Below are 26,499 nucleotides of genomic sequence, written 5' to 3'. Positions count from 1 at the left end.
TAATACTTATATACAATTATGGACAAAGAAATTTCACACTTCTGGTTAGGATATTTCAAGAATGAAGAAGACTTTTATAGCTTTATAGAAGAGGATGAAAACTACTATATAGAGGAAGAAACTGATGATCAGTATGTTTCCAAGTTTGCAGAATCACAGAACATTAAGTGGTTTGACGATGACTTTATAGAATATGGTTTTGAGGATGAAAACCTTAGTCTTTATGACAAGTTTGCAGAATATTCCTATGCAGACCAATGGATTCCAATCTTAGAGAAAAAATTGAATGAACTAAGTCTGGATACGCCTGTGAATGCTATCATTTTTGCAACAAGATTTGTGATTCCTAATCCTGTTTCTGTAGAAAATGATGATTTTTCACTGCATTATGTGGGAGAAATAGAATACGATATTTAATACTATCATTAATAACAAGTAACTTCATCAGAAATGCAGTTACTTGTTATGGATAAGATTCTGAAATGGCATAATAAGTGATAATTTAATCCGTAAACTATCATCATGACCAGAAATCTTATTATCATTAATCTTACTATCATCCTGCTGCTGGCAGTAGGCTATATTTCCGGATATTATTTCATTAATTATCCTTTGGAATTCAATTTCTGGTATTCCTTTAAAGAATCCGGTTTTGAATATTTCCCTTTTATATTAGCTGTTACCGCTCTTATCACCTATCTTCTGAGTAATGTATCAATTAAAAATTTAAGCTTCAAGGCTAAGTTTTTAAGGATTTACCCTGTTCTCAATTCTATGATTCTTCTTTTCTTCATCATTTCATCTGGAAGTGAACTGATAAAAAAACAAAAAGAACTTTCAGAAAAAGAGACTGAATATATTCTGCAAGCCCAAAAAGATATACAGAATGATCAGGTTACGCTATCATATGCCGGAGGCTTTTCAATTCCTGCTTATAATGAATCAACACTAAGCAAAATCCGGGACATCCGAAAGAAATATGGTATAACTTATGTGAATACGGGCTGCATTATTGAGCCTATAGATCTAAAAGCACAAAAGAAATACACAGAAACAGTGAATCCTTATCTTGAAAAAAGAAATGGAAAGGACTGGGAAGATAAGATGCAAAAGGAGATTGATGATTTGGAATAAACTTACGACTATCCATCAAAAAAATAGAAGTATTTTTGCAGCTGATGAATTTATATTCTACCCTACAAATCGGAGATTATCATATTAATCATTGTGAAGATGATCTTCTCATCAAAAAAATCAGTTCGGATAAAATTGTATGTGCTGTGATGGATGGCTGTTCTACCGCTATGGACAGTCATTTTGCTTCAACACTTATTGGAAAAATTTTGCGTAAAACCATTGTTGAATCCGGTTACAAACTATTATATGAAAAAGATAGCCAGCACAGTCCGGAAGAAGAGCTCAAAGAAATCATCAAAGGCTTATTCAATGAACTTCAATTTATTAAAAAGCATCTGATGCTGGATGAAAAAGAGCTGTTATCTACTCTTATAATCCTGATTTATGACATCAAAAAGGACAAAGGATTCATCCTAGCCATTGGTGACGGAATTATTTGTATCAATGGAAATATCACAGAATTTGACCGTAATAATAAACCTGATTATTTGGCGTATCATCTTCATGAAGATTTTGAAACATGGTATTCCTGTCTATCTCAGAAAATATCTTTTAATCACTTGGATGATGTTTCCATTGCTACTGATGGTATTTCCAGTTTTTCAAAAATAAAAAAGACCGATCCTGATGAAGTCATCAATTTTATGGAATACTTGATGATTGATCAGAAAAACAACGATACGGAAGATATGCTCAACAAAAAACTTAAACAGCTGGAACATCAATATGGTATAAAACCTACGGATGATTTAGCGATTATAAGGATGATAAAATAATTCAGGTATTAGTTGAATACGGTTTTCCGTAAGTCTATCCTAAAAATCTCTCATAGATTTGAAGAATAAAATAATATCATGAAACATATTTTAAACCTATTTTGCTTTTTCGCAATTTGCATGACAGCATTATCATGTTCAACAAATTATTACACAGTTTTGTTATCTGAGGATGCTAAAATTTATAACTCTACAGATTCTATAAATATAATTACAACTATTCCAAAAAATACTGAGGTATTTTTGTCTTCAAAATCAAAAAAGAGCTATAAAAAAATAAAATGGGGGAATTATTCAGGATGGGCATATAATCCAATTTATACTGCTTACAGTAATTATGTATCATCCACAACACCTTCCTCAAAGACATCCTCATATAATTATAAATCAGGTAATACTTCTTCAGGAGGAAGTGTAAGTGTGAAAGGATATTATAGAAAAAATGGGACTTATGTTAGACCACATACTAGAAGTGCACCTTCAAGACGACGATAATAAAAAAACAAAAACTTCCGCCCAAAAGACGGAAGTTTTTTATTTAAGGTCTGATTTACAGTATTTATTAATGCGCTTCCAGCCAGTTATCTCCTACTCCAATTTCTACCAATAGTGGAACCTGTGTTTTTAAGGCGCTTTCCATTTCAGTTTTGATCAATTTTGAAGCGGTATCAATCTCGTCTACCGGAGATTCAAATACCAATTCGTCATGTACCTGAAGCAGCATTTTTGTTTTAAGTTGCTGCTCTTCAAGTTCTCTGTCTATTTTAATCATAGCAAGCTTTACAACATCTGCTGCACTTCCCTGAACAGGCGCATTCACCGCATTTCTTTCTGCATGTCCTCTTACCACAAAATTATTGGAATTAATATCTTTCAAATGACGTTTTCTTCCTAAAATGGTTTCTACATATCCTACCTGGCGTGCTTTGTTCACCTGTTCTGCCATGTATTCCTTCAATTTCGGATAGGTTTCGAAGTAAGCTTCGATCATTTGTTTAGCTTCTGTACGGGATAATCCGGTCTGTTCTGCCAAAGCGAAAGCTCCCTGTCCATAGATAATTCCGAAGTTTACGGTTTTAGCCTGACTTCTCTGGGTTTTTGAAACCTCAGCCAAAGGAATTTTAAAGAGTTTTGCAGCTGTAGAAGCGTGGATATCTTCTCCATCCTGGAAAGCTTTAATCATATTATCCTCTCCGGAAATTTCAGCAATCAAACGAAGTTCAATCTGTGAATAATCGGCAGAAATAATCTTCTTTCCTTCTCCGGAAACAAATGCTCCACGAATCTGCTGTCCTCTCACCGTTCGGATAGGAATATTCTGCAGGTTCGGGTTTACACTCGCCAAACGGCCTGTAGCGGCTGTAGTCTGTGAAAAGTTGGTATGTACTCTGTTATCTTTTTTCTCAATCTGTGAAGGCAAAGCGTCTACATAGGTTGATTTTAATTTCTGATAGGTTCTGTATTCCAGAATATGCTTGATGATCTCATGTTTTGAACTCAATTTTTGAAGAACATCTTCTGAGGTTGCATATTGTCCTGTCTTTGTTTTTTTAGCTTTTGGATCCAGCTGCATTTTTTCAAACAGAATTTCTCCTAGCTGTTTCGGGGAATTCATATTGAATTCTTCTTCTGAAAGTTCAAAAATCTTCGTTTCCAGCTGTTTCAGATCATTTTCAAGGTCAACACTTTCCTGTGCCAGCCATTTTTCATCCAGGGAAATCCCCGAAAGCTCCATTTTTGCCAATACTTCCATCAGAGGCATTTCGATATTGTAGAAAAGCTCTTCCAGATTTTCCTTTTTCAATTGAGGAGCAAAAAGCTCGTACAACTGGAAAGTTACATCTGCATCTTCTGCCGCATAATCTGTCTGTGTTCTTACATCTGCATCTCTGAAGCTGCCCTGTTTTTTCCCTTTCTTTCCAATAATGGTTTCAATAGATACCGGTTTGTAGTTCAGATACACTTCTGAAAGGTAATCCATCCCGTGCCTTCCATCCGGATTCAGCAGGTAGTGGGCAATCATGGTATCGAACATTGCCCCTTTAACGGTGATGTCGTATTGTTTTAAAACCTTATAATCGTATTTAAGATTGTGAGCAACTTTCAGCAGGTCTTCTTTTTCGAAAAACGGTCTGAAAATCTCCAGGGTCTGCAATACTTCTTCTCTGTTTTCAGAAAGCGGAATATAATAGGCCAATCCTTTCTTGTAAGAGAAGCTCATTCCTACCAGTTCTGCTTCCAGCTCATTCAATGAAGTGGTTTCCGTATCAAAACAAACTACTTTTTGCTGTAATAAGTTGTCAACCAGTTTTTTCTGAGCCTTTGAATTGTCTATATACTGATAAAGGTGATCATTATCCTCAATGGTAGACTTTGTAGAAGTAGCCTGTTCCAGTTCTTCAAAATTGGCAAAAAGATCAAGTTGCATCACCTGCCCTTTTACTTCTGTTCCGGCCGGAGTCTGCTTTACTTCTACTTCGCTTACAACCACTGTTTCTACAGCCGCAGGAGCAAAAGCTCTGTATAGATTTTCGTATAACCTTCTGAATTCTATTTCATCAAAAACCTCTTTTACTTTTTCAAAATCCGGAGTTTCAAGGTCATATTGTTCCTGATGGAATTCTATCGGAGCATCACAGATGATAGTCGCTAATTTTTTAGACAAAATACCACGTTCTGCAGAAGCTTCTACTTTTTCCTTTAGCTTTCCTTTCAGTTTATCCGTGTTGGCAAGCAAAGTTTCGATGTTTCCGAATTCTTTCAGGAATTTCATAGCCGTTTTCTCTCCTACTCCTTCTAATCCAGGAATATTATCTACTGCATCTCCCATCATAGCAAGGAAATCTATCACCTGTTTAGGGTCTTCAATCTCATATTTTGCCTTTACTTCTTCAACTCCGAGAATTTCGATATCGCCACCTTTTAAACCTGGCTTATAAATTTTAATTTTATCGGTAACCAGCTGTGCAAAATCCTTATCCGGCGTCACCATGAAAGTGGTATATCCTTCTTTTTCTGCTTTGCATGCAATAGTTCCAATAACATCATCGGCTTCATATCCTTCTACTCCAAGAATCGGAATATGCATTGCTTCCAGAATTTTGTGGATGTATGGAACCGCAATTTTGATCGCTTCAGGAGTTTCACTTCTATTGGCTTTGTAATCTGAATAGTCATCAGTTCTTACACTGGCCTGTCCTACATCAAAAACAACTGCCAGGTGAGTAGGTTTTTCTCTTCTGATCAATTCGATCAAAGAATTGGTAAACCCAAAGATAGCAGAAGTATCCAGTCCTTTGCTGGTAAGTCTCGGATTCCTGATTAGTGCGTAATATCCTCTGAAAATCATCGCATAAGCATCGATGAGAAACAGCCTTTTATCGTGTGTTGCGTCCATATTTTGAATAATGAACAAATATAAGAAAATAGGAGTAAAAATTGGTAGCCCGTTGAAGGGTTTTGGGAATGGAGATTCGGGGTTCGGGGGTTCGAGATGGGGTTAAAAAAACAAAACAGCATACCCGAAGGCATACTGTTTCTTTTTTATTTAAGTTTATGGGATTATTTACCTGAAGAAGGCCATAGTCCAGCGTACTGAGAAGTACCGTAGTCAATAGTCTCAGCACTGATTACGAAGCTGATCAGCATACTGTTGCTGTCTACTGCGTCGAAATCTACTTCGTGTTGGATCACATATCCGTTCTCCCATTTCAAAGTGATTAATGTTCCTTCTTCGTGAGATTTGTTGAAAGTGATTTCTCCTACTGTTGGCTTGTATTTACCATTTAATAAACTTTCAAGGATGTCTGACTTTTCAGTAGCTTCTACTGTAACCTTGATTAATGCGTTAGAAGGATCTGATGCTACACGTCCTGAAACGTCTGTAGATCTTGATACACTGTAATTCATTTTTAACAGTTTCTGTCCTTCACCGTTGTTGAATTTTAAGATTCCTCTTGAATTTCTTTCTGCCATGATTGTAAATTTTAATCGTTAGTAATAAATTGTAATTCAATAATTATATAACAAAGATAGCCTCCTTGGTTTTGAAAAAAAAGCAATTGAAGGGAAATCTGAAAAAGTGTCGTAATTGTACGATTTCATGTAGTAGTTCTACGATTTCATGTCGTAATTCTACGACATTAGATTTAAAAACAAAACACAACATACTATAAATAAATATCTTAAATACAAATAAAAATTGCTTTCAAATCACAATTTATTACACCATTAAGAGAAATAAAATACATAAAATTCACTTATATACATAAAAAAAGACCTTATTCAGGTCTGGTTATTTTATCTTTTTTGAATCAAAAAATGGGTTGTGTTTAGGCATCATTTGCTATTACATGTATTCCGTTTCCGGCATCTTCTGCCATTGCATTGGCTAATATTCTTCTTGAGTCTTCAGAAAAATACGTAGCAATAAATGGGAAAAAGAAACCTATGAATCCACCACCTTTTACTCCAAGCTTACCAATATTTTTGATATTCTGCATTTTTATGCTGGGAAGTTCTTTGGCTAAATTCGGTAAGTTTCGGGGACGTACTCTTCCTAAGCCGTCTTTTGCTGTGGCAACCAGAGATTCTGAATATTTACCGTTACGGATATTTTCTACAATGGCTTTTCCTTCAGGTGTCTTCCATACTTCACGGGAGTCTACTCCTTCTAAAGCAGTTAAATCTTTTGATAAAGCTGTACCCTGTTTTATTTCAATCAGATTTTTCTGCCAATCCTGAACGTACCATTTTCCGTTAAAGAAAATAGGGGTTTTACCATCTCTGCTTGCCAATCCACCTTTTTCATTAAGTTCAAGAATATCCGGACTGGCAAGGTCTGAAGGAGTTATACCTGTCACATTTTTCGGAAAATCTTTTAAATATCCGGGAATTCGGCTGTTTTCATCTGCTTCATTATTCATATCCTGATAATGGCTATTATCTTCCAATGAGTTGCTTCTGATTATTTCTCTTTCCCAATAACTTCCTTCGTTCATTACTGCCATGGTTCCACCCATCCACAATAGGGTCTTACCGATTCCCATTTCTACTCCTGCAATCACGATCCCAGCTCCTCCGAAGAAAGAGGCAGCGGCATTGAGAACAATTTCTTTTCCATTATTGCTATCGATTTGCTGTGCATATTTTTTGGCCACAGAATAGCTGAAAATCGGGCTTAATAATCCTCCGGTATCACAAACCAAAATAGAATTCTGGGTGATAGCCCTAAACTTATCGAATGTCACTTTTTCATGTTCAATTTTCCAGCTTCCTTTTCCTAAAGATTCGGTACATAAATGGCTAATTTTTGTAGCATGATAGGCTGCTGCTCCTGCACATGCAAGAACTCCTACTCCCACAGCTAATGCCGCCCAGCCAATAGGACCGGATAACACAAGAAGTGCGCCTACAATAAGCCCCGCTCCAAAACAGAGAAATCCCCACATTGCATTTTTAGGGCTTTTACAGGGAAATTCCTTATTGATATTACGATCTTCTATGGTTAATAAAGGACGTGTTTTATCTGATCCGTAGAAAACAGTAATAGGTTCTCTTGTAGGAATTAATTGTCTTGGTTCTGAATCGGTTTGAAATGTACACACTGTGTAAACATCTTTGGGTATATAGGAAGCACTCATAATGTTACATTTTATTGATTAAAACATCCTGTAAATAGTGAATTTGTCTTTTAAATTTTCAGAGTTTATATGCCTTAATTGTATTGTGAATACCAATAAACATTCTGAAGACTTTTCTTTTCTGTTTTGGAAAAATGGAGTTCTTTCTGAGCCGATATCAGAAATTTTTTAAGTTCGTTCCCTTTTTCTTCTTCATATTTGTTTTTGTATTCAACATCATTTAAGTAAATGTCTGTCTTATTTTTCAAGCGGAATCTGAAGTATATTTTTGAGCTTTGTAATGAGGGTGCTTTGGTTTCATAATCATAAGCGTAAAATCCTTCAATATCTGTCTTGGAATATTTCTCAGGAGTCTGGTTTCCCTTCTGGATATAAAAATAGTTTTCATCAAACCAGATCTTCAACTTCACAGAAATAGCTTTCAGGATCAGATAACAGGTTCCAAAATAAAAGAGGAAAAAAAACATAACGAATGAAAGTCTGAATACTCCTTTAAAGAGAAAATAATACAATGCTCCATAGAAAACCAGACACGGTATAATAACCAGAAGTGTCCTGGCAATATGATAAGGCAAAACGTTATTGAATGTAAACACTTTATTTTCGGCCATACTTAAAAATTACTTTTAATATTCAATTTGTTTTAGATCAAACTGGGTGACAAACTGATAATTATTTTTCACTTCTTCTTTCATTAATGCCGAAGCATTCACAATAGTTCCTGTTTTTTTATCGACCATTCTTCTGATTCTGTAATCATAATTATATTCACTGAAACCATATTCGATAATAGGTTTGTAGAACTTGTTGTATTGTTCTTCCAGCACAGAATTATCTATTTTATCTTTTACAAGTGTTCCCACTGTTCTGAATTCTATAAAATAATCATCTTCTTTTATAATGGTATGCTGCAATTCCAGTTCTATGGGGATATTGACAAATATCTGTGAAATAAACTTCAAAACATCATTTTGTTCCTTTTTTTTACGGGCATCATAATCATTGAACAATACATGATACAAAAGAGACTTGTCATAGGTCTTTCTCAGATTGGCTTCACTCTCAAATTCCAATCCGCCTCCTTTAATAATATCTTCCGCTGCTTTTGCATTGATTTTTTCGACTTGTCTGTAAAATTCCGAAGCTTTTAATTTAGGCTTAAAAAGTTCCCATTTTTCTTTTATCTGAGGAAAATTCTCTACTCCTTTTATGGTATGGTCATGATTTAAATCGAAAATTACGTTTTCTTTATCAAACTCCAGTTCTTTAACGGCTTCTATAGCAAGAGCCATATTCTCGGGATTTATTTTATACAGATATTCTTTAAGCTTAACTTTAGCTTTTGTGTTGGCTGCATCTTTTTCAACAATGTATTCCTTTTTTGTATTGCAATGGAATGTGATTCTGTCTTCAACCTTTGTAGTATTGAACTGTTCGCATCTGTATCTTGCTTTTTGGGGAAATTTTCTGTCTTCTATTGCCTTATTGATTTCTTCACCCGTTTTCTTTTCTAAAAAAAGATATTGCAGATGAATAGGCAGTTTTTCTCCAATAATAAAATTTGTTGTTCCACAATACAGGTTATGGAAATTGATAAGTTCTTTAACCGATGTCCCTTGCTTCTCTGCAAGAGATTCTAAGGTATCACCTTTTTTAATCTCGTATTTTATAAAATCCATCCTGTTAATTGATATCTACCTGTGATCCCGTTATTTTTGTCAAACCTTTAAAATTAGCTGTTGCACCGCCTCCGCTGATGTCGATTTCATCACTTTTAATAGATACTTTTGTTCCGGTAATGATAATCTCGCTGTTTCCTACTTTAATGGTAATTTTCTGAGCTCCGGTTAAATCAATCACTCCGGCATTATCCATCGTAAATACACTCTGGTCTTTACCTACTGAGACTTTATGGGTATTGCCTACGTCTGAAATATGATCACAGCCTACTTCCAGTTTTTTATTGTTTCCAATCTTATCGGTTTTATCATTACCAACGGTTTTAGTACTATTGTTATTGGCATTATGTATTACATTTCCAGATCCGTCAAAGAACATATTGGCACCGCCCTGATCTTTAAGATTCATCGATCCGGCTCCGTTATCATACTTTAATTCTGCACCACTTCTACCGCTAAAGCTCATAACATTATTTCCGGCTCCACCTCCGGCTCCGATACTACCATGAAACATTCCTCCCATTACGAAAGGACGGTCAGGATGCTGATGTACAAAATTGACTATAACCTGATCTCCAACTTCGGGAACTGACATAAAGCCTCTATTTTTATTGACTTTATCACTGCTTCCTGCATCCGGAGACATTACACGGATAAATTCTGTACTGTCCGGCCCGTTTTGCCAGTCAAACTGTACCTGAACTCTTCCCTGATTCATAGGATCTGTATTGGAAATAACTTTTGCAAACTGAGCCTCAGCTCTTGGAGTTTCAAATTCAGGACGTGGTATGAAACCTGTGTCTGCCGCAATCGCTTCAAATTTACCATCATAGTAACCTCTTGCATCTACTTCATGGGTAACTTCTACAATCATCAGCTTGGTAAAATAGGACGTTTCATTTGTTGAAGATTTCCGCATTTCAATATCTGCTGTACATCCCGGATATAAAAACGGAACAGTAGTTGTCCCCGAAGTAATAAATACTTCCGAGGCCTTACTTCCTGCAGTTCCTTTCTGTGAGGCATCAATGTCCATAAAAGAAGTTGCTTTTATTGGGGCTACTCTCAAAGAAGGTGTGGTGAAGGTTTTTTCTGATATTTCGTAAGCTCGTCTTGCAATATCTGAGGTATGGCTGATCTTCGAACTTCCGGTGGTCAGTTTTTCATTTTTACTGCTGTTATAGCCATAAAATGTAGGATTCACGTGTTGTGCCTTCATTTTAACAGCAATATCGCTTACGCTGCTTCCATAGGTAAGCTTAACAGGTTTTTCCTGTGGCGGAAGTTTTCCAAAATGTAATACTTCACCATCATAATAAAACTGCTCACCATAGGCCTCAGCCATTCTTGCCAGATAATTATAATGGGTTTCTTCATACTGTGAACTGTAGGCCACATTTCCATGCTGGGCATCAATTCTGAAGTCGAATTTATTTTGTCCCAGTCCTTCACGGATCACCTGATCGGCAATACTGTTCAGACTAACCGGCTGCCCACCTCCAAAACTCTGAATATGCGGAGCGGCATCCAAAAGTACTGTCGGGCTAAAACCTTTAAGAACGATATTTCCAAGGCTTCCCTTTTCCTGACTAAAGCCTACTTCTGTAATGACTCCCACAAAATTACGTTCAGCACCTTTTTCTACATCTTTATATTTAAATACAACAGTAATTCTTTTTCCTAAAAAGCTTTGGGCTTCTTCAAGATTGTGATTTTCTGCATTGCCCAGAGTATCGTGAGCCAGCATCAGATTGAATTCATGATGTTTTGCTGCACTCTGGATAAGTTTGAAATGTTTAAAATGTTTGATAATTTGTCCTTCAATAACAACCTCCAGCTTTACTACACGATTGATTCCTGCAATAACACTTTGAGCAATAGCTTCAGCATTGTGTATTTTTGAAGTTGGCTGTTTCGCCCACACTTTATTATCAACAATAGAAGGATTGTTGGGTACAAAAGTCTGGTTCATAAACATATCTGCACCTTGAACAGCATTTAAACTTTGTTGTCCTGCTTTTGCTACCTTTTTTACTTTTTCATCTGCCTTATTTAATTTTCCTTCTGCTTTTTTGGTAACATTCTCAGGTAATGTATTTTTCAACTGTTGTTTGCCCGTCTTTATCTCGTTTTTCGGGTTTGCTACTTTAATTTTTTTATCATCCTGAAACATAGCGTTTTGTATTTATGTTAAATCGTAAATAAACTGCTGATACTTACAGCATAGAAAATATGAGATTGATGAATCACTTGTGCTTCTATCATTTTCTTTTGAAAAATGATTTTTGAAATTCTTTTAAACGGAAAAACAGAACAGTATACCCGAATGAGCGTACTGTTCTGTACCAATTTTATTTTTACTAAGATGATGAATAGGCTTATTTACCTGCTGAAGGCCATAGCCCAGCGAATTGAGCAGTACCGTAGTCAATGGTTTCAGCGCTGATTACGAAGCTGATCAGCATACTGTTGCTGTCTATTGCGTCGAAATCTACTTCGTGTTGGATTACGTATCCGTTCTCCCATTTCAAAGTAATCAGTGTTCCCTCTTCGTGAGATTTGTTGAAAGTAACTTCCCCTACTGTTGGCTTGTACTTACCGTTTAACAAGCTTTCAAGGATGTCTGATTTTTCAGTAGCTTCTACTGTTACTTTGATCAATGCATTAGAAGGATCTGATGCTACACGTCCTGAAACGTCTGTAGATCTGGAAACGCTGTAATTCATTTTTAACAGCTTCTGTCCTTCTCCGTTGTTGAATTTTAAGATTCCTCTTGAATTTCTTTCGGCCATGATTAGTAAATTTAATCGTTATTAATATTTTGTGATGTGGTGATTGTGTTAGCAAATATAGAGGCTCTTTTTCGCTAAAAAAAACTTTTGAATATAAATCTGAAAATTTGTAGTAGTTCTACGATTTCTTGTAGTAATTCTACGACAATTGATTTAACAACTTCATTCAAAACACCATCAATAAAGGGTTTTAATTGACTGAAAATTAACAACAAAAACAATAATTATCCACATCAGTGAGAAATATTAAGATTTTATTAATAAAACATTGGCATGTTTTTAACAGATTATTCAATAAAAAAAGCAACCGTTTTATGGTTACTTTTTTATTTTTTATTGGATATTATATTTTATTGTTGGGTCTTTCCGCCTTCTTTGATGGAACGAACCAATATTTTATTTTTCCTCAGAAGAAAATCGGGCATCAGATCTACAGGAAGATAGAAAGGGCTTTCTCCTTTTTTCTGGAGTTCTTCCACAATTCCCGGATTCCAGGCAAGGATTTTATCTACTTCTACGTTCAATTCAGCAGCAACAATGTTCAGATTGAATCCGGCATTGATTTCTGTTTCTGAAAGCGCTGCAGCAGTTTCTTTACGATCTCCCTCAAAGAAAATCTTGTTGAGCCTTGCAGAATTATAATTGTTCAATACACTCTGAAGTTCTCCTGTGGCATAGCATGCATTAAGATATTTCTTTACATGATTAATGGTTTCTCCCGGAAGGTATTTATAAAACACATGGTATTGAGTAGAACCAGCAGCTTCCATTGCTTTGGCAATATTTCCTTCACCACAGTTATAGGCTGCTACCACAGTCACCCAATTATTATACTTTTTATAAAGATTACTTAAGGAGATAGTAGCGGTTTTAGTACTTTTATAAATGTCTGTACGTCCCTGTTCTGTAAGGCCGTACTGGTTGGCATGTGCAGTCATAAACTGCCAGATCCCTACTGCTCCGGCGCCTGATGTAATATTTCTGTCAAAATGGGACTCAATCAGGGCGAGATTTCTCAAATGCTTGGGAAGACCTTTCTGAAGGAGTAATTGTTCAATAAATTCTACAAGATCCTTATTGGCATTAATAATACCTTTATACTTTTTCACACTGCTTTCCGAGGTATCGGAAGCGGCAAGAAACTGTCCGTTGATCATGATAACGGATCCTAATAATAGAAAACCTGTAAAGATATTTCTGACAATTGTTTTCATTTTAATTTTATTTATAAGCTAAAAGGCAAAAGTGGATAGCAAATCTGCCTTTTTACTTTATATTTAATCTACTTTCCAGCTTAATTTTTCTTCTTCTTTATTCCAATCTACATGAATCGTCTGGCCGGATTTCACTTCTTCTCTCACAATCATTTTGGAAATTGGTCTTGCAAGCTGAGCGCGGATGACTCCGGAGATCTGTCTTGCACCATATTTACTGCTAAATCCTCCTAATGCAAGGTTTTTCACAGCCTCGTCAGTAATTTTTAAAGCAATTCCCAATCTTGTTAATGAAGTATGAAGTGATTTCAGCTGAATATTAAAGATTCTTTCTGCAATGGATTCTGTGATTGGTGCAAAAGGAATAATCTCTGTAATTCTTGCCAGGAACTCAGGTCTGAATCGTCCGGAGTTTGACATAATCTGCATGAGTGAAGATGATTCAGGAATTTTTCCTTCTTCAAACTGTTTTACAATTTCTTCACTTCCGATATTGGAGGTAAACAGGATCAATGCATTACTGAAATCACCTTCTTTACCTAATTTATCATGAACTTTTCCTTCGTCCATAATCTGAAGGAATACATCAAAAACGGAATGGTGGGCCTTTTCAATCTCGTCAAATAACACAACGGTATAAGGCTGTTGTCTGATTTTATTAACAAGCATCCCTCCTTCTTCATATCCTACGTATCCCGGAGGCGCTCCGTATAGCAATGCTGCGGAATGTTCTTCTTTAAATTCTGACATATCAAACCGTACCATTGCTTTTTCATCGTTGAAAAGTAATTCTGCCATTGACTTAGCCAGCTCTGTTTTACCGGTTCCTGTAGGCCCCAGAAGGAAGAAGGATCCGATTGGCTGTCCTGGTTTATTCAATCCGCTTCGGTTTTCAACAATAGCATCGGAAAGGATTTTTAGTGCATGATCCTGTCCTACGACTCTGTTCAATAGAAGAGATTCCATATTAAGGAGTTTTTCTTTTTCCTGAGCCTGGATTTTACCGATTGGAATATTGGTTTTGGCGGCCATTACGGCAGCCAGTTCGAGCCTGTCTACTTTTTCTCTTTTCTTGGCTGCATGCTGTAAAAGCTCTGCATAAGTATCTTCAATAATCTTCTGAATCTGATCTACAGGCATAGAGTTATCAATTGATGGCTGTTCGCTCAGTGAGCCCCATAAAATCGGGCTTATTTTATCTCTCAAAAGATTATAAGTCCAGATCAGTTCGTCTGCTTTATCTTTGCTGTCTGCATATTCTTCTGTTAAAATCGCATCGTAGCTTTCTTTCCAGCTATCCAGTTCTTTTTCTGATAATTCATCCAGCATTTTGATGGCAGCCATTGTCCTGTCTAATAAATCAATAGCGGCATCCGGTAATTTTTTACCTTTTGCATATCTTTTTGCCAGGCGAACACATTCCGGAAGAGCTGTTTTTTCAACTTCAATTCCGTGATGTTTTTTGTACCCTTCAAGGAGTACATCGATCATTTTAACACAGGTTTTCTCGTCCGGTTCATTCACCGTTAACACTTCAAAACGACGGTTGAAAGCCTGTTCCGGCTCTATAATTTTTCTGTATTCTTCCTGAGTGGTAGCTCCGATTACGGTAATTTCGCCTCTGGCAAGCTCAGGTTTCAGAAGGTTGGCAACGTTGCCGATACTTCCTTTAGGATCTAAAAGGGTATGAATTTCATCAATGAAAAGAATAGCTTTTTCAATTTTCTTACATTCATTGATTACTTTTTTCAGGCGGTCTTCAATTTCTCCTTTATAAGAAGTTCCGGCTAATAATGCTCCGGTGTCCAGTTCCAAAAGAGTACCGTTTTTAAGCATTTCAGGAACATTTCCTTTAATAATTTCTGTAGCGAAACCTTCTACCAATGCTGTTTTCCCTACTCCCGGTTCTCCAATGATGATCACATTCGGTTTGCTTCTTCGGCAAAGAATTTCCACCAACATTCTCAGTTCTTTATCTCTACCAATAATATTTTCGATTTCTCCTTTTCTTGCCTGTGCGGTTCTATCCACACAATAGCTTTTGATGGAAGGAAAGGAAGAGTCTGAATACTCTGCACCATTTGAAAATAATGATGAGAAATTTCCGTCTTCTGCAACGGTAAACGGAGTATCTTTTCTATACAGGTTAAAGATCTCATGTTCTCTCAACGGAAGGGATTTTAATTGCTGAAGGGAGAACACCACCTGTGGTTTTACAATTGCGGTAAGAATACAGATGGGAGTAATCTCATCCAATCCTAATTTTAAACGGATATCATCAGCTTCTTCAATAAGGGTATCTATGGCGTCATCCTGCCCAACCTCATCGGGAAGGTGGTTCGTTTTTGGATATTCTTCAATACGGACATCTGCCCATTCGTAGAAATAACCGGGATCTTTATCTATACTTTTCAGGAATTCATTAAGTCCGATATCTTTATGCATAAGAGCCTGCAGAATATGCGGGCCTCCATAGGTTCCATTATAATTTTCCTTCGCTATCGACTGAGCAATGTGAAATAGCTGCTTTACGGTTTCGTTGGTTACTAGTACTCCCATTTATAATTTTCTTATATTAATATATTTGCGTTCTGTTGTGCTTACGATTTGATGATTTTAAAGTATGTTTTTCATCTCTTTTTTCAAAGAATCAAAACTTATTCTTTTTGTGCAGCTAAAATTAGCTATTTTATTCTAAATGATATAAAGATAGTTAATTCTTCAATTAGAGAAGTAGCTACTGTATTTTTTTTGTTATAAAGCATGATTACGTGACTATCATTTAATACCCAATTGTTGTTCTCTACTCTGTTTTCTTTTAAATATTCAAAAAATATAATAAAATCAAGCTGAACCATTGAAGTCCTATATAGATATAGAATAGCATGGCTGAAGGTTCTGCCAGTTCATATAGTTTTTCAATCAATGTGGTTTTGATAATTTCGGAAAAGTCTGCATTATCCTGACTTAAGTTCAGTTCATCAAATTTGATCTTATTTAAGGCATAACCTAATATTTTTTTCAATATTCTGTTTTCAGAGCTGCTTCTGAATTCATTTAACAGTTTAACTTTGGCAATAGCAAAATCTGCACTGGATCGGATTACTGTAGGCTGTTTTGCTTTAAATGTACTGATGACCTTATCTATAAACGGAACGACAATGGTTTTGGAATGGTCCTGCAGCAATTTACTGATCACTACAGACATTGCATATTTTGTGGCAAAAACTACTGTAAAAACCGGAGCTATGATAATCAGCAGATAGAAAATACTCGCTGAAACAGGTTGGGCAGTAATAGTGGTTATCAAAAATCCTCCAGCACCACTGTGCCCTAAAGACGGCCCTAGCTTTTCAGATAAGATATAGATTCCCAGGACGAGTACAATAATGGTTGAAATGGCTCCAATTGCGTAAATTTTCAACACGTTGAGTATGAATACTGCAGATAGTTTGGACAAATATTTCAGGTGATCTGTGATTTTGTTCATTGACAAATTGTTTAATTGAATAATATGGTCTAGTTTTAGTTAAAAAGGAAAGGTATCATCATTTTCAAGGTAAGGTTTATAGGCTCTTAACCATATTCCAGTTTCCATGTATTTTGCATTACCCGTTTTAGCATCTATCCATATTCCACTTGTTGAAGCTTCTGGAACTTTAGGATGAAAATAAGAGGTAAAAACATAATTATTGTCTATTATAAATAAGTTATAAGATTCAGGTTTCTTATTATTTTTTATAGCAAAAGCTGCTTGAATCTGTTTTGCTTCATCAGGTTTTATGTTTGCAGTATTAATAAAATCTCCTGCTTCCTTAGTCTCATAGAGAATTACTTTATGATTATCCAAAAATTTTTGTTCTTTACTTTTGCATCCTAACAATGAAAATAAACTACATATCGATACGATGTAAATTAATTCTTTCATAATTATTAACACTACATATGAAATATTCTATTTCTGAAACTCTCCTACAATAATGTGGCTATTATCATTCTTATCATAAAATGCTACATCCAAAACAATAAGCTGATCTTTATAGAAGCCTTTAGGAATAGTAGTAGTAAAAAAATCTTTTGCATGATATTCATTCCACGTTCTACCATAATCATAAGAATAATAGAATGTAACATAAGGACGGGTTTCTTTGAAATAGCAAGCGAAGTTTCTGTAGCGGTAATACTCTATTGTTTTTTCATTCTCCACAAATAGCTCGCCTTCATTCTGATTATAAATTGTCATTTCAGTTTTAAATCTGCCAGACTTTCCTAATAAATATTCCTCATTTTCATAATACAGAACATCATAATTACTTTTTAATTTTTTGATGACTTTTTGTTGTTTGGTTCTTAAATTATATTCTTGTATTTCATCTTTTAATAAAGAAGCGACTGTATTATCTTTTTTCAGAATAAAAGGTGTTTTTTTCAAATATTCCGGTAATTCGATTTCTTCTTTTGTCAGAAGATTTAATATTTTTTGATTATCATTTTCTGAATAAACAACATTTTCACCATTAAACTGCGAATACATAATTTTAGATTTAGAAGAATATTCATCTATTTTTTTATATTCTAACGTATGATTATTCATGAGATAAAGCACCACTTTCCCAGATTGGCTATTACCACCGCTACCTGTCTCAATTAGAGTATATTTTTCTGAAGGAGTAATAAATGTTACATTTTCTTCTGGAAAAGTAATTTCTTGGTAACTCTTTCCTTTATCTTTTGAAACAAACAATACTGCTGAGTATCCAGGTTTATTGTAAAAACTATGTAAATCTTTACTTCCGGCTAAAAAAATAGTGTTTTCATTTAAAAACTTTAAAGTTGTTAATTTCAGGCCAGTCTCAGGACCAAAATTTCCATTATTTATATTTTTCTTATATAAATCAAAAAAGTCATATTTTGAGATCCATTTCATTTGCCCTAGCTTTGTGTTTTGTGAACATCCATAATTAATACTGATTAAAAGTATAATACAAATTATCTTTCTTATATTATTTAAATTCATCATTTCCTAATACGTATTTTTTGAAAAATCGTTCTAAAGTCACTTCAGTTATTTCACGATAATCTAAATTTCTTGCCATAATTAATGCTTGTTTCCATGTAGCAGCTCCCAACCATTCTTTTATATCTGGTGTAGACATTACCTTTAATAAATCATCCGCTGGCAAATATCTCATTTTTAGTGGATCATAAGCATCCGGATGGGTAGCAAATGCAAACTCCTGAAAACGTTCATTATCTATTTCTATATCAGTATAATATTTTTCTATATTATTCTTTTTAATTTCTTCTAACTTTCGGGGATCATTCCTATATTGAATTCTTTCAAATAAAGTGGGTTTAAAATGATCGTTGAAATTATCTTCTAATCCTTCAGGCAAAACTGTATCGTATGTTGCGATATAATTTTTGTCAATGACACCTTTTTCCATATATTCCTGCAGCTTATATCTGGCTTCTGTAAGCCATGCTTTACCGCGTGAAGTTAGCTTGGGCATAAGAATTCTAGAAAAACGAGTGCAATATTTAAATCCATAACTGCTTGAAGGAACAGGTTTATACTTATTCCCCTGTTTTTCTACCTCATTTACTGAAATACTTACTTGTTTCATTTCTTCAGTGAGACTTGGGGTCCACCATTCTTTGATATCATCTATTGCACTCCAGAAACTGAGTTCTCTCATCTCTCCAAAATAATATACAGGAGGAGTGTGTCCACAATGTTTATGACGACGCATGAAATCATCATACCTGAAACGATAAAAATCACAACTTCCATATTGTCTATTATTGAAACTTTGCACTACATTTTTATCGCAGATTTCAACATTAAGATAAAAATCAGGTGTTAATGGAAGCTTAACATTTAAATCTTCTTTATAGTTGCATTCAAAATAAAGCTCAATATTATCTCCAAAATCATTTTCAATAAAACTTGCCAAGCCATCACTTAAAGTGAGATTATAGACAATTTTATTATTGATAACCCGTTTCTCAGTAACCAGAGCACCAGAACTTCCATCTTCTTTAACTTCTCTTACATCTATTGGATCAGGTTCTCCTCCAAGCCCTCCATCGTCATCATATAATTGTAAGGTTACTTTTGCATCAGGATCTGTAATATTTTGCATTTTTATATGAAAATATACAACCTGGCCTATAGCTGCCTCGGTTATTAGATTTTTACCTTCAGCATCTGAATACCATTTCCCTTCCACAAAATATTTTTTTTCTTCTGACTTATCTTTTTTAGGTTCACCGATAAATGTACCATTCTTAGCTGTAAAATGGCTATTATTTCCAGCATACGCTTCAAAATGATCAGTAAAAACTGTCCAATTTTTTTCTATTGCTGTTATATTCTCTCCTTCAGTAACTCTTATAATAGACATGATTTAATGCATTTTTGAATTTTCACCACTATTATTATTAAACTGATTCTGTGCATGAATATCATTATTCTCCAGAGAAATAATTTCTCTTCTTTTAGAATTTTCTTTTACTTCTTTTGCTTTGGATTCTCTATTTCCTTTAACAAATTCCATTAAACTACCCACAACATTGGTCATGAAATTAGTACCTACAGAAAGGTTTTTCATCATTCCCACACTTTCCGTATGATTCATTGAAATACTATCAGACTTATTCATTCCCACCGTCGTCGTCATATTCTCCCCAACATTAATATTCATATTCTTACAGTTCAAGGTCATGGATTCCGGTGCCGTGATATTAATATTGCTTCCCGTGGTATCCAGATGAATTTCATTACCGCTTTTATCTGTAATAATAATACTTTCATCTTCTGTAAAAACGATTCTGTGGCCGCTTCTTGTCTGAATAGACTTCACACGGTTGTCTGCACCTCCTCCAAGGCCAATTCCTCCGTGGAACATTCCTCCCATAACAAAAGGTCTGTCGGGATGACTGTGTACGAAATTAACCATCACCTGATCGCCTACCTCGGGAATAGCTACATAACCACGATTTTGAGTAATCTGATCTGTTCCTCCTGCATCCGGGCTCATTACTCTTACAAAGTGAGTATTATCATTCATCTGCCAGTCGAATCTTACCTGAACTCTTCCCTGGCCTTCCGGATCTGTGTTGGAGATAACGGTTGCGATCTGTGGCTGAGCAGCCGGTACAGTAAACTCCGGTTTGGGCAGAAATCCCGTGTCTGCAGCAATAGATTCGAAAGTTCCGGTGTAATGACCAATTGTATCAATTTCATGAACAGCTTCTGTCACCATTACTTTTGTAAAATAGGAAGTTTCATTACTATCCGGTTTTCTCATATGAATATCAACCATACATCCCGGATGCAAAAACGGAACAGTTGTAGATCCGGAAACTGAAAATACATTGACAGCCTCGCTTCCTGATGTACTTCTTTGAGAATGTTCCACATCCAGATGAGTTGTTGCTTTGATAGGTGCCACCTGTAGTGCAGGAGTTTTGTATATTTTATCGTTATGACTGTATGCGGTACGGGCTAAATCACCTAAATGACCAACCGGAGTTTCTCCTGAGGTTAGTTTTTCATTTTTACTACTATTATAGCCATAATACTGAGGTTTTGTATGAACCGCTTTTAGCTCTACTTTAATATGATCAGCATTGCTTCCATATAAAAGTTTTATAGGTTTATTCTGAGGTGGAAGCTTTCCAAAATGTAATACTTCGCCATCGTAATAGAACTGTTCGCCATAAGCTTCGGCCATTCTCGCCAGATAATTGTAATGGGTTTCGTTATACTGGCTGCTGTAAATGATCTGAGAGTAATCATGGGTATCTATTCTGATATCAAAACGTTCTTTATCTATTCCCTGTCTGATCACTTCTTTGGCGATGATCCCCATATTAACGGGCTGTCCACCGCCAAAGCTCTGAATATGCGGAGCGCCATCCAGCAAGATCGTAGGACTGTATCCGGAAAGTACAATATTTCCCAGGCTCATTTTTTCCTGGCTGAATCCGACTTTGGTAATAATCCCAACGAAATTTCTTTCCGGGCTCTTTTCAATATCTTTGTAGGAAATAACAGCAGTAAGACGTTTTCCCAAAAATTTATTGGCTTCTTCAAGGGTATGGCTCTGCCTGCCTCCCAATGCATCGTGAGCAAGAGTAAGATTGAATTCGTGGTGGTGACCCGCTTTTTGTTTAAGAGTGAAATGTTTATAGTACTTAATAATTTTACCTTCTACAACCAGTGATAATTTAACCAGCCGGTTGATCCCTGCGTGATGATTCTCGGATATCCCATCTGCATTCTGTGACGGACGGAAAGAAGATCCTTTGGTCTTTGATTCGGTTTTCATATGCTTTGTGTTTGTGTTGGGTATTAAAGATAACAAATTTATATAACAGACACTATATAAATTTGTTATAGAATGAAATTCCAGGTATAGTTTTTTTTATTCAGGCAAAAAAAGACCGTCTTAAATAGGGACAGTCTTTTTTCTTATGAATGTTGATAATGTGTGTCAGTATTTAGCTGGATGGCCATAGCCCAGCATATTGAGAAGTACCGTAATCAATCGTCTCCGCACTGATTACGAAGCTGATCAGCATACTGTTACTGTCAATAGCATCGAAATCTACCTGATGCTGGATAACATATCCGTTTTGCCAGTTTAGGGTAATCAATGTCCCTTCTTCGTGAGATTTATTGAAAGTAATCTCTCCTACTGTTGGCTTATATTTACCGTTTAGTAAGCTTTCAAGGATATCTGACTTTTCAGTAGCTTCTACTGTAACCTTGATTAATGCGTTAGAAGGATCTGATGCTACACGTCCTGAAACGTCTGTAGATCTGGAAACGCTGTAATTCATTTTTAACAGCTTCTGTCCTTCTCCATTATTGAATTTTAAGATTCCTCTTGAATTTCTTTCGGCCATGATTAGTAAATTTAATCGTTAGTAATATTTTGTGATGTGGTGATTGTGTTAGCAAATATAGAGGCTCTTTTCCGCTAAAAAAAACTTTTGAATATAAATCTGAGAATTTGTAGTAGTTCTACGATTTCTTGTAGTAATTCTACGATAATGGATTTACACACCACAGTATAACACCCATTGAAACAGTGTTTTAAATTATATCTCTATTTTTAGATAAAAAATATTTTTACACCTTAAAGAGAAATAAACAGGCTTTAGGGGTTAGAAGTTCAAAGTTTAAGGTTTAAGGTTTAAGGTTTAAGGTTTAAGGTTTAAAAAGTAATCAATATATTGCTTCGCTCTACAGCAGAAAAAAAGCAGAAGTAGATACTCCTGCTTTTGATATTATAAAAAAATGTTTTTTAATGCTTTGTGTATTCCGGTTGTTCGCTCGGAATTCTTGATGGAGTAAAGTACTCATTAAGCCAGTAGAAAGTCTGTCCGTTCTGCTGAATCTTTACAGCCGGATTGTTTCTGTTGGCAAGCATTCTGTCCGCTAAGTTTTTGTAGTGCTGGAAATAATTTTTTACCGTCTCACTAGGAACGACTTTTGATTTTTTCCAACCTTTCAACTTATATTTAGCCATCAGTTCTTCTTCAGTAAGATCAAATCCTGTACTCATTCCGATTGCGTAAGACATTGGCAGCTCATAAAGTGCTCCTTTATCTAAGAATTTTATTGTAGGATTATATTTCTTCAACAGCTTTACATATTCTTTCACCGCTCTTGCCTGATTAAAGTCTGCACGGTCCGCCTGAGTATTTCTGTAAACTTCGGTATAGAAAGCTTTTAAGTTATCATATTCCGATTCAGAAATAAGGATTCCCTTTTCTATTCCTGGTGTAAAATCTTTCAGTTCTTTTGGAATATATCCTTTCACAAGGAATGGGCTTCCGTAGTTAATCAGCTGTGCTGCAATTCCGGCAGAAACCGGATTGGTAAGCCCCGGATACAGATATTTATATTTCAGGTCTACATCTGTTCTTCCTGCTCCTACAGAAGAATGGAAATATTCATTCAGAGATTTATCAACAGTCTGATTGTCTAAAGTAACCTGTGCAATAAGACTGTCAACAGATTTTTTCAGGAATCCCGGAGTTGTAATGTCTCCTTTTTTAGGGAAAATAACGAATCCCTGAGACATACTCTGCTTAGGATAAGCTAAAGAGAAGAATCCCTCATCACCTTCCACAAGGCTGAAATTATTCTTGGTAAGCACATCATATTGGTTGATGATCTTCTGCTTTTTAAGTTCAGCAATATTTTTAGCTGTATTGGTTACCACGTTTTCTGCCATCAATACAAAGTCATTGTAAGTATCAGATGATCTTGCACTGGTCTGGAACATGATTAACCTTGCCTGAGCCTGCGTCAAAGAGCTGATTACACTGTACATATTTCCACTTTGGTTGGCAGAAGTACCTACAGTCACTACAATATTGGTTTCATCAGGAACATTTGAAAGAAGATTTCCAGCTGCTGTAAGAGCTTCTCCTACCGGCTGATAACCATTATTGCTTGCGCAGTTCATTTCATTTGTTTTCTGATCAATAAACGAGGAAATCTTGCTGTAATCTGTACTTAAATTGGATACAGAAATATTCTCTCCGCAAGGATTATTTTTATATAAAACCACTCCATATTTAACATTACTGAAGTAAGATGGTTTTTCAAATCTAAGCTGAAGATCCTGTAATAATGATTTTACAATAGGAGCATAAGGTGCGTTGGCAGCACTTACGTCTAATGCGAAAACAATATTGATATTTTTATCTCTTTCCGTAATCTCTCTGTAACGGTCAAAATAGATGGGTTCTCCCAGTACATTGGATACAAAGTTTTTGCTGTAATCTAAAATATTGGTGAAATATTTTGTCTTTGAATCCGGGGTTGGAGCTTCTTCTAAAGGAAGATTTACCGGGAAGATATTTTCAAGAGGTGTTCTCTTGTTTACATCAGTAAGAAGAACTGCTGTTTTATTATCCGCATCTGAAGCAGATCCACCAGGATGTCCTTCATGAATTCCCAATGTTGTATCATTAATTCCTGTGGTATTTTTTAGTTTGATAGCAGAACGCTCTCCCCAGCTGGAAATTACATTTGAGCTTACCCATCCGTAAAGTCCTTTATTGATACTGTCCATATCAACAGATGGTTTTTTACCTACTAAAAAACGTTTATTATTTTCAGCCATCTTGTATACGTAAACGATCTGTCCGTTAGGTATTTTCACGTTGGCTGTTTCAATAAGACTTGGTGAATTAAACACCATAATAGAGTCATTTTTGTAGTATCTTTCAGCATTTCTGATAACTTCGCTGTTGTTAGGAACTACTGCAACTCTTACAGGATAACCTGTTTTTTCGCTTTTTAAAGCGTTATTCCAAAGAAGGAGGTCAGATTCCTGAATCCAGCCGTAGGTTTTGACTGATTTCGAGGAAACTTTTTTCATTAAAGCATCCGGAACATATTCCGCTACTTTTACCATTCCGTCTCTATGTTTTAAAACCATTAAAGGTTCAAGGAATTTTACTTCTTTGTAAGACTTCTCATTATCTTTATCCAAATAAGCCGTATTTCTGGATCTGTCTGAAATAACAATCCATGGAACTGACTTTTTTGGATATCCGTTAACGACAGGTGAAGCATCCACCTGCCCATACTGTGAAGGCTCCGGGGTTTTCTTTGACGGCAGTTTTACCTGGCAACTCGTCAATAATACTGATAACCCTATATAATATGCTGCTAGAGGAAATTTATTTTTCATCCTATTTAATCTTTTTATGATTGGCACATCCGTAAGACCGGACGAAATTATTTGCTTTGATTAATATCTACTTTAGTTACACAGTTCTGCGTATCATCCAGGTTTACTTTTACTGTCTGGATTACCGTATTTTTGTCAAACTGAAGGCCTGCACAATACATGTAGAAGTTATTGACTTTGCTGTCGTTTACTTTTACCACTGTATTTTCATTGTTACACAGATACGTTTTCAACAGGTAATTGTAATGCATGTTGAAGCTGTTTCCGTTAGCAATCTGCTGCAGGTGATATTTAAAATCGTTATCTACTTTTGCATAAGAGTCTTCTACTGAAACTTCATCTTCTGCAAGAGCGTCATAAGCCGGAAGAATTTTGATACGGTGATAGATAGGATCCTGGCTTTGTTCTGTGTAAAGAGTCACCAGATACTCTCCAGGTTTTTTATAGGAATAGATGGTAAATTTATCCTTAGCATCTGTATTTCCAGACTCGCCGAATTTCCATGCAAACTGTTTTGCATCAGAAACAGCACGGAAAGTCACATTTTCATTTTGCATCGCCTGAGTAACCGCTTCAATAGTTGTTTTAGACTGTGCAGTATCTTTTGGTTTCTGAACGCTTCTTGCGCCTACCATTACAGGGAAAGATTTCGTGTACTTGTTGTCAACGATCAAACTTACCTGATAGTACCCTGGTTTATTATAGAAGTGAATACCACTGTTTTTATCTGAAGTTGTCCCATCCCCGAAATTCCATCTTTTGGTTTTCGCAAACTGGGTTTTATCTTCGAATAAAAGTGTGTCTCCTACCGCCAATGAAGACGGATAAACCACCCCAACAATATCATCGGCTGAGTGTATTACCTTTTTCTGCAGCCACAGAGCAACCAATGCTGCGATCAGCAAAGTTGCAATAACACCGATAATAATGTTTTTCTTGTTCTTTTGAAAATAATTCATAGTTAGTAATTGTGATGTGTTTTATTTAAAATTCCTAGTATTTATTTGCTTACTGCATTCTTGCTTTCAGATCCTGCTCGCGCTGATAGAGCTTATTCTGCTTATCTTTAAATCCGATTCTGCATTCATCTACCTGTTTCTGGAAAATTTTAATGTCTTCAGAGGTTGTTGAAATGACTTTTTTGTCATCAAAATACATTTTGTAAAATTTTGCGATCTGTGGATAGGCATCTTTGCGGATATCCACAACGTCAGTACTATTGAAATAACTGTTAAGGTCGTTTACTCCCAACTGGATATTGTTTTCGATGAAAGGCTGTGGCCCGTCGTCCGTAAGTTTGGTAATCATGGTATACGTACTGTCCATGATAGGAAGAACAACTTTCTGGTGTTGTTCAAATTCTGCTTTCTGCTCAAGATTCTGAATTCCTCTTACATCTTCATCAGAAAAAGGAGATACAAATCCTTTTAAAAAGATCACTCCCAAAAATAACATTGCAGTCACCAGCATCAGTATTAAATAAAAAAACTGATAATGCCTTTCTTTCTTAGATAATGTGATTTGTCCTTGCATATC

General features: G+C 35.7%; 22 protein-coding genes. 4 read left to right on the top strand and 18 right to left on the bottom strand.

Going from position 1 to position 26,499, the window contains the following annotated elements; translation table 11 throughout:
• Window positions 1-18 precede the first annotated feature (18 nt).
• The 4 genes from NK356_RS10110 to NK356_RS10095 all read left to right on the top strand — a co-directional run bounded on the left by NK356_RS10110 (window position 19) and on the right by NK356_RS10095 (window position 2,408).
• Window positions 19-417 carry an immunity 22 family protein gene (locus NK356_RS10110; RefSeq protein ID WP_253316900.1) on the top strand — a complete coding sequence of 133 codons (399 nt, stop codon included), beginning with the start codon at window positions 19-21 and terminating at the stop codon, window positions 415-417.
• A gap of 105 nt (window positions 418-522) precedes the next feature.
• Entirely contained in the window at window positions 523-1,134 is a 612-nt protein-coding gene (locus tag NK356_RS10105; protein ID WP_253316899.1) for a hypothetical protein, read from the top strand.
• Window positions 1,135-1,178: 44 nt separating this feature from the next.
• On the top strand, window positions 1,179-1,913 hold the full coding sequence (locus NK356_RS10100; protein WP_253316905.1) for a protein phosphatase 2C domain-containing protein: 735 nt from the start codon (window positions 1,179-1,181) through the stop codon (window positions 1,911-1,913).
• A 78-nt stretch (window positions 1,914-1,991) separates the two neighbouring features.
• On the top strand, window positions 1,992-2,408 hold the full coding sequence (locus NK356_RS10095; RefSeq protein ID WP_253316898.1) for a hypothetical protein: 417 nt from the start codon (window positions 1,992-1,994) through the stop codon (window positions 2,406-2,408).
• A gap of 67 nt (window positions 2,409-2,475) precedes the next feature.
• Here the strand turns inward: NK356_RS10095 and polA are convergent, their stop codons facing one another.
• From polA to NK356_RS10005, 18 genes are all read right to left on the bottom strand, one after another.
• A complete protein-coding gene (gene polA, locus NK356_RS10090; RefSeq protein ID WP_253316897.1) occupies window positions 2,476-5,310 on the bottom strand; it encodes a DNA polymerase I in 2,835 nt (944 codons plus the stop codon).
• Between the two features lie 164 nt (window positions 5,311-5,474).
• Window positions 5,475-5,888: a type VI secretion system tube protein TssD gene (tssD, locus tag NK356_RS10085; RefSeq protein WP_034697132.1), complete on the bottom strand. Its 414-nt coding sequence runs from the start codon at window positions 5,886-5,888 to the stop codon at window positions 5,475-5,477.
• Window positions 5,889-6,244: 356 nt separating this feature from the next.
• Entirely contained in the window at window positions 6,245-7,555 is a 1,311-nt protein-coding gene (locus NK356_RS10080) for a hypothetical protein (protein WP_034697133.1), read from the bottom strand.
• 74 nt (window positions 7,556-7,629) lie between these two features.
• Window positions 7,630-8,166 carry a hypothetical protein gene (locus NK356_RS10075; protein WP_034697134.1) on the bottom strand — a complete coding sequence of 179 codons (537 nt, stop codon included), beginning with the start codon at window positions 8,164-8,166 and terminating at the stop codon, window positions 7,630-7,632.
• A 15-nt stretch (window positions 8,167-8,181) separates the two neighbouring features.
• Window positions 8,182-9,234 (bottom strand): LysM peptidoglycan-binding domain-containing protein, encoded by a 1,053-nt coding sequence (locus NK356_RS10070; RefSeq protein WP_034697136.1) that lies wholly within the window; start codon window positions 9,232-9,234, stop codon window positions 8,182-8,184.
• 4 nt (window positions 9,235-9,238) lie between these two features.
• Window positions 9,239-11,407, bottom strand: a complete 2,169-nt coding sequence (locus NK356_RS10065; protein ID WP_081906488.1) for a type VI secretion system Vgr family protein — start codon at window positions 11,405-11,407, stop codon at window positions 9,239-9,241.
• Window positions 11,408-11,612: 205 nt separating this feature from the next.
• Window positions 11,613-12,026 (bottom strand): type VI secretion system tube protein TssD, encoded by a 414-nt coding sequence (gene tssD / locus NK356_RS10060; protein ID WP_034697137.1) that lies wholly within the window; start codon window positions 12,024-12,026, stop codon window positions 11,613-11,615.
• 350 nt (window positions 12,027-12,376) lie between these two features.
• Window positions 12,377-13,240, bottom strand: coding sequence for a lytic transglycosylase domain-containing protein (locus tag NK356_RS10055; protein WP_051934436.1), 864 nt, complete (start codon window positions 13,238-13,240; stop codon window positions 12,377-12,379).
• 63 nt (window positions 13,241-13,303) lie between these two features.
• On the bottom strand, window positions 13,304-15,799 hold the full coding sequence (locus NK356_RS10050) for an ATP-dependent Clp protease ATP-binding subunit (protein ID WP_253316896.1): 2,496 nt from the start codon (window positions 15,797-15,799) through the stop codon (window positions 13,304-13,306).
• Window positions 15,800-16,058: 259 nt separating this feature from the next.
• Entirely contained in the window at window positions 16,059-16,730 is a 672-nt protein-coding gene (locus NK356_RS10045) for a hypothetical protein (protein ID WP_253316895.1), read from the bottom strand.
• A 39-nt stretch (window positions 16,731-16,769) separates the two neighbouring features.
• Window positions 16,770-17,168 carry a hypothetical protein gene (locus NK356_RS10040; protein ID WP_156106483.1) on the bottom strand — a complete coding sequence of 133 codons (399 nt, stop codon included), beginning with the start codon at window positions 17,166-17,168 and terminating at the stop codon, window positions 16,770-16,772.
• 27 nt (window positions 17,169-17,195) lie between these two features.
• Window positions 17,196-18,260, bottom strand: a complete 1,065-nt coding sequence (locus NK356_RS10035; RefSeq protein WP_253316894.1) for a hypothetical protein — start codon at window positions 18,258-18,260, stop codon at window positions 17,196-17,198.
• Window positions 18,244-19,647: a hypothetical protein gene (locus NK356_RS10030; protein ID WP_253316893.1), complete on the bottom strand. Its 1,404-nt coding sequence runs from the start codon at window positions 19,645-19,647 to the stop codon at window positions 18,244-18,246. Before NK356_RS10030 ends, NK356_RS10035 begins: the two co-directional genes overlap by 17 nt.
• A 3-nt stretch (window positions 19,648-19,650) precedes the next feature.
• The gene (locus NK356_RS10025) at window positions 19,651-21,576 is read right to left on the bottom strand and encodes a type VI secretion system Vgr family protein (RefSeq protein ID WP_253316892.1); all 1,926 of its coding nucleotides are present in this window, start codon (window positions 21,574-21,576) and stop codon (window positions 19,651-19,653) included.
• Window positions 21,577-21,748: 172 nt separating this feature from the next.
• Window positions 21,749-22,156 (bottom strand): type VI secretion system tube protein TssD, encoded by a 408-nt coding sequence (gene tssD / locus NK356_RS10020; RefSeq protein WP_034697144.1) that lies wholly within the window; start codon window positions 22,154-22,156, stop codon window positions 21,749-21,751.
• Window positions 22,157-22,557: 401 nt separating this feature from the next.
• Window positions 22,558-24,963 (bottom strand): type VI secretion system protein TssR domain-containing protein, encoded by a 2,406-nt coding sequence (tssR, locus tag NK356_RS10015; RefSeq protein WP_253316891.1) that lies wholly within the window; start codon window positions 24,961-24,963, stop codon window positions 22,558-22,560.
• 47 nt (window positions 24,964-25,010) lie between these two features.
• A complete protein-coding gene (locus tag NK356_RS10010; protein WP_034697147.1) occupies window positions 25,011-25,922 on the bottom strand; it encodes a PKD domain-containing protein in 912 nt (303 codons plus the stop codon).
• A 49-nt stretch (window positions 25,923-25,971) separates the two neighbouring features.
• Window positions 25,972-26,496 (bottom strand): type VI secretion system transmembrane protein TssO, encoded by a 525-nt coding sequence (locus NK356_RS10005; protein ID WP_034697149.1) that lies wholly within the window; start codon window positions 26,494-26,496, stop codon window positions 25,972-25,974.
• Window positions 26,497-26,499: the final 3 nt, after the last annotated feature.

Origin of the sequence: Chryseobacterium sp. S0630, assembly GCF_024158915.1 — a bacterium.
GTDB lineage: Bacteria > Bacteroidota > Bacteroidia > Flavobacteriales > Weeksellaceae > Chryseobacterium.
This window is presented reverse-complemented; position numbering and strand designations above follow the sequence as displayed.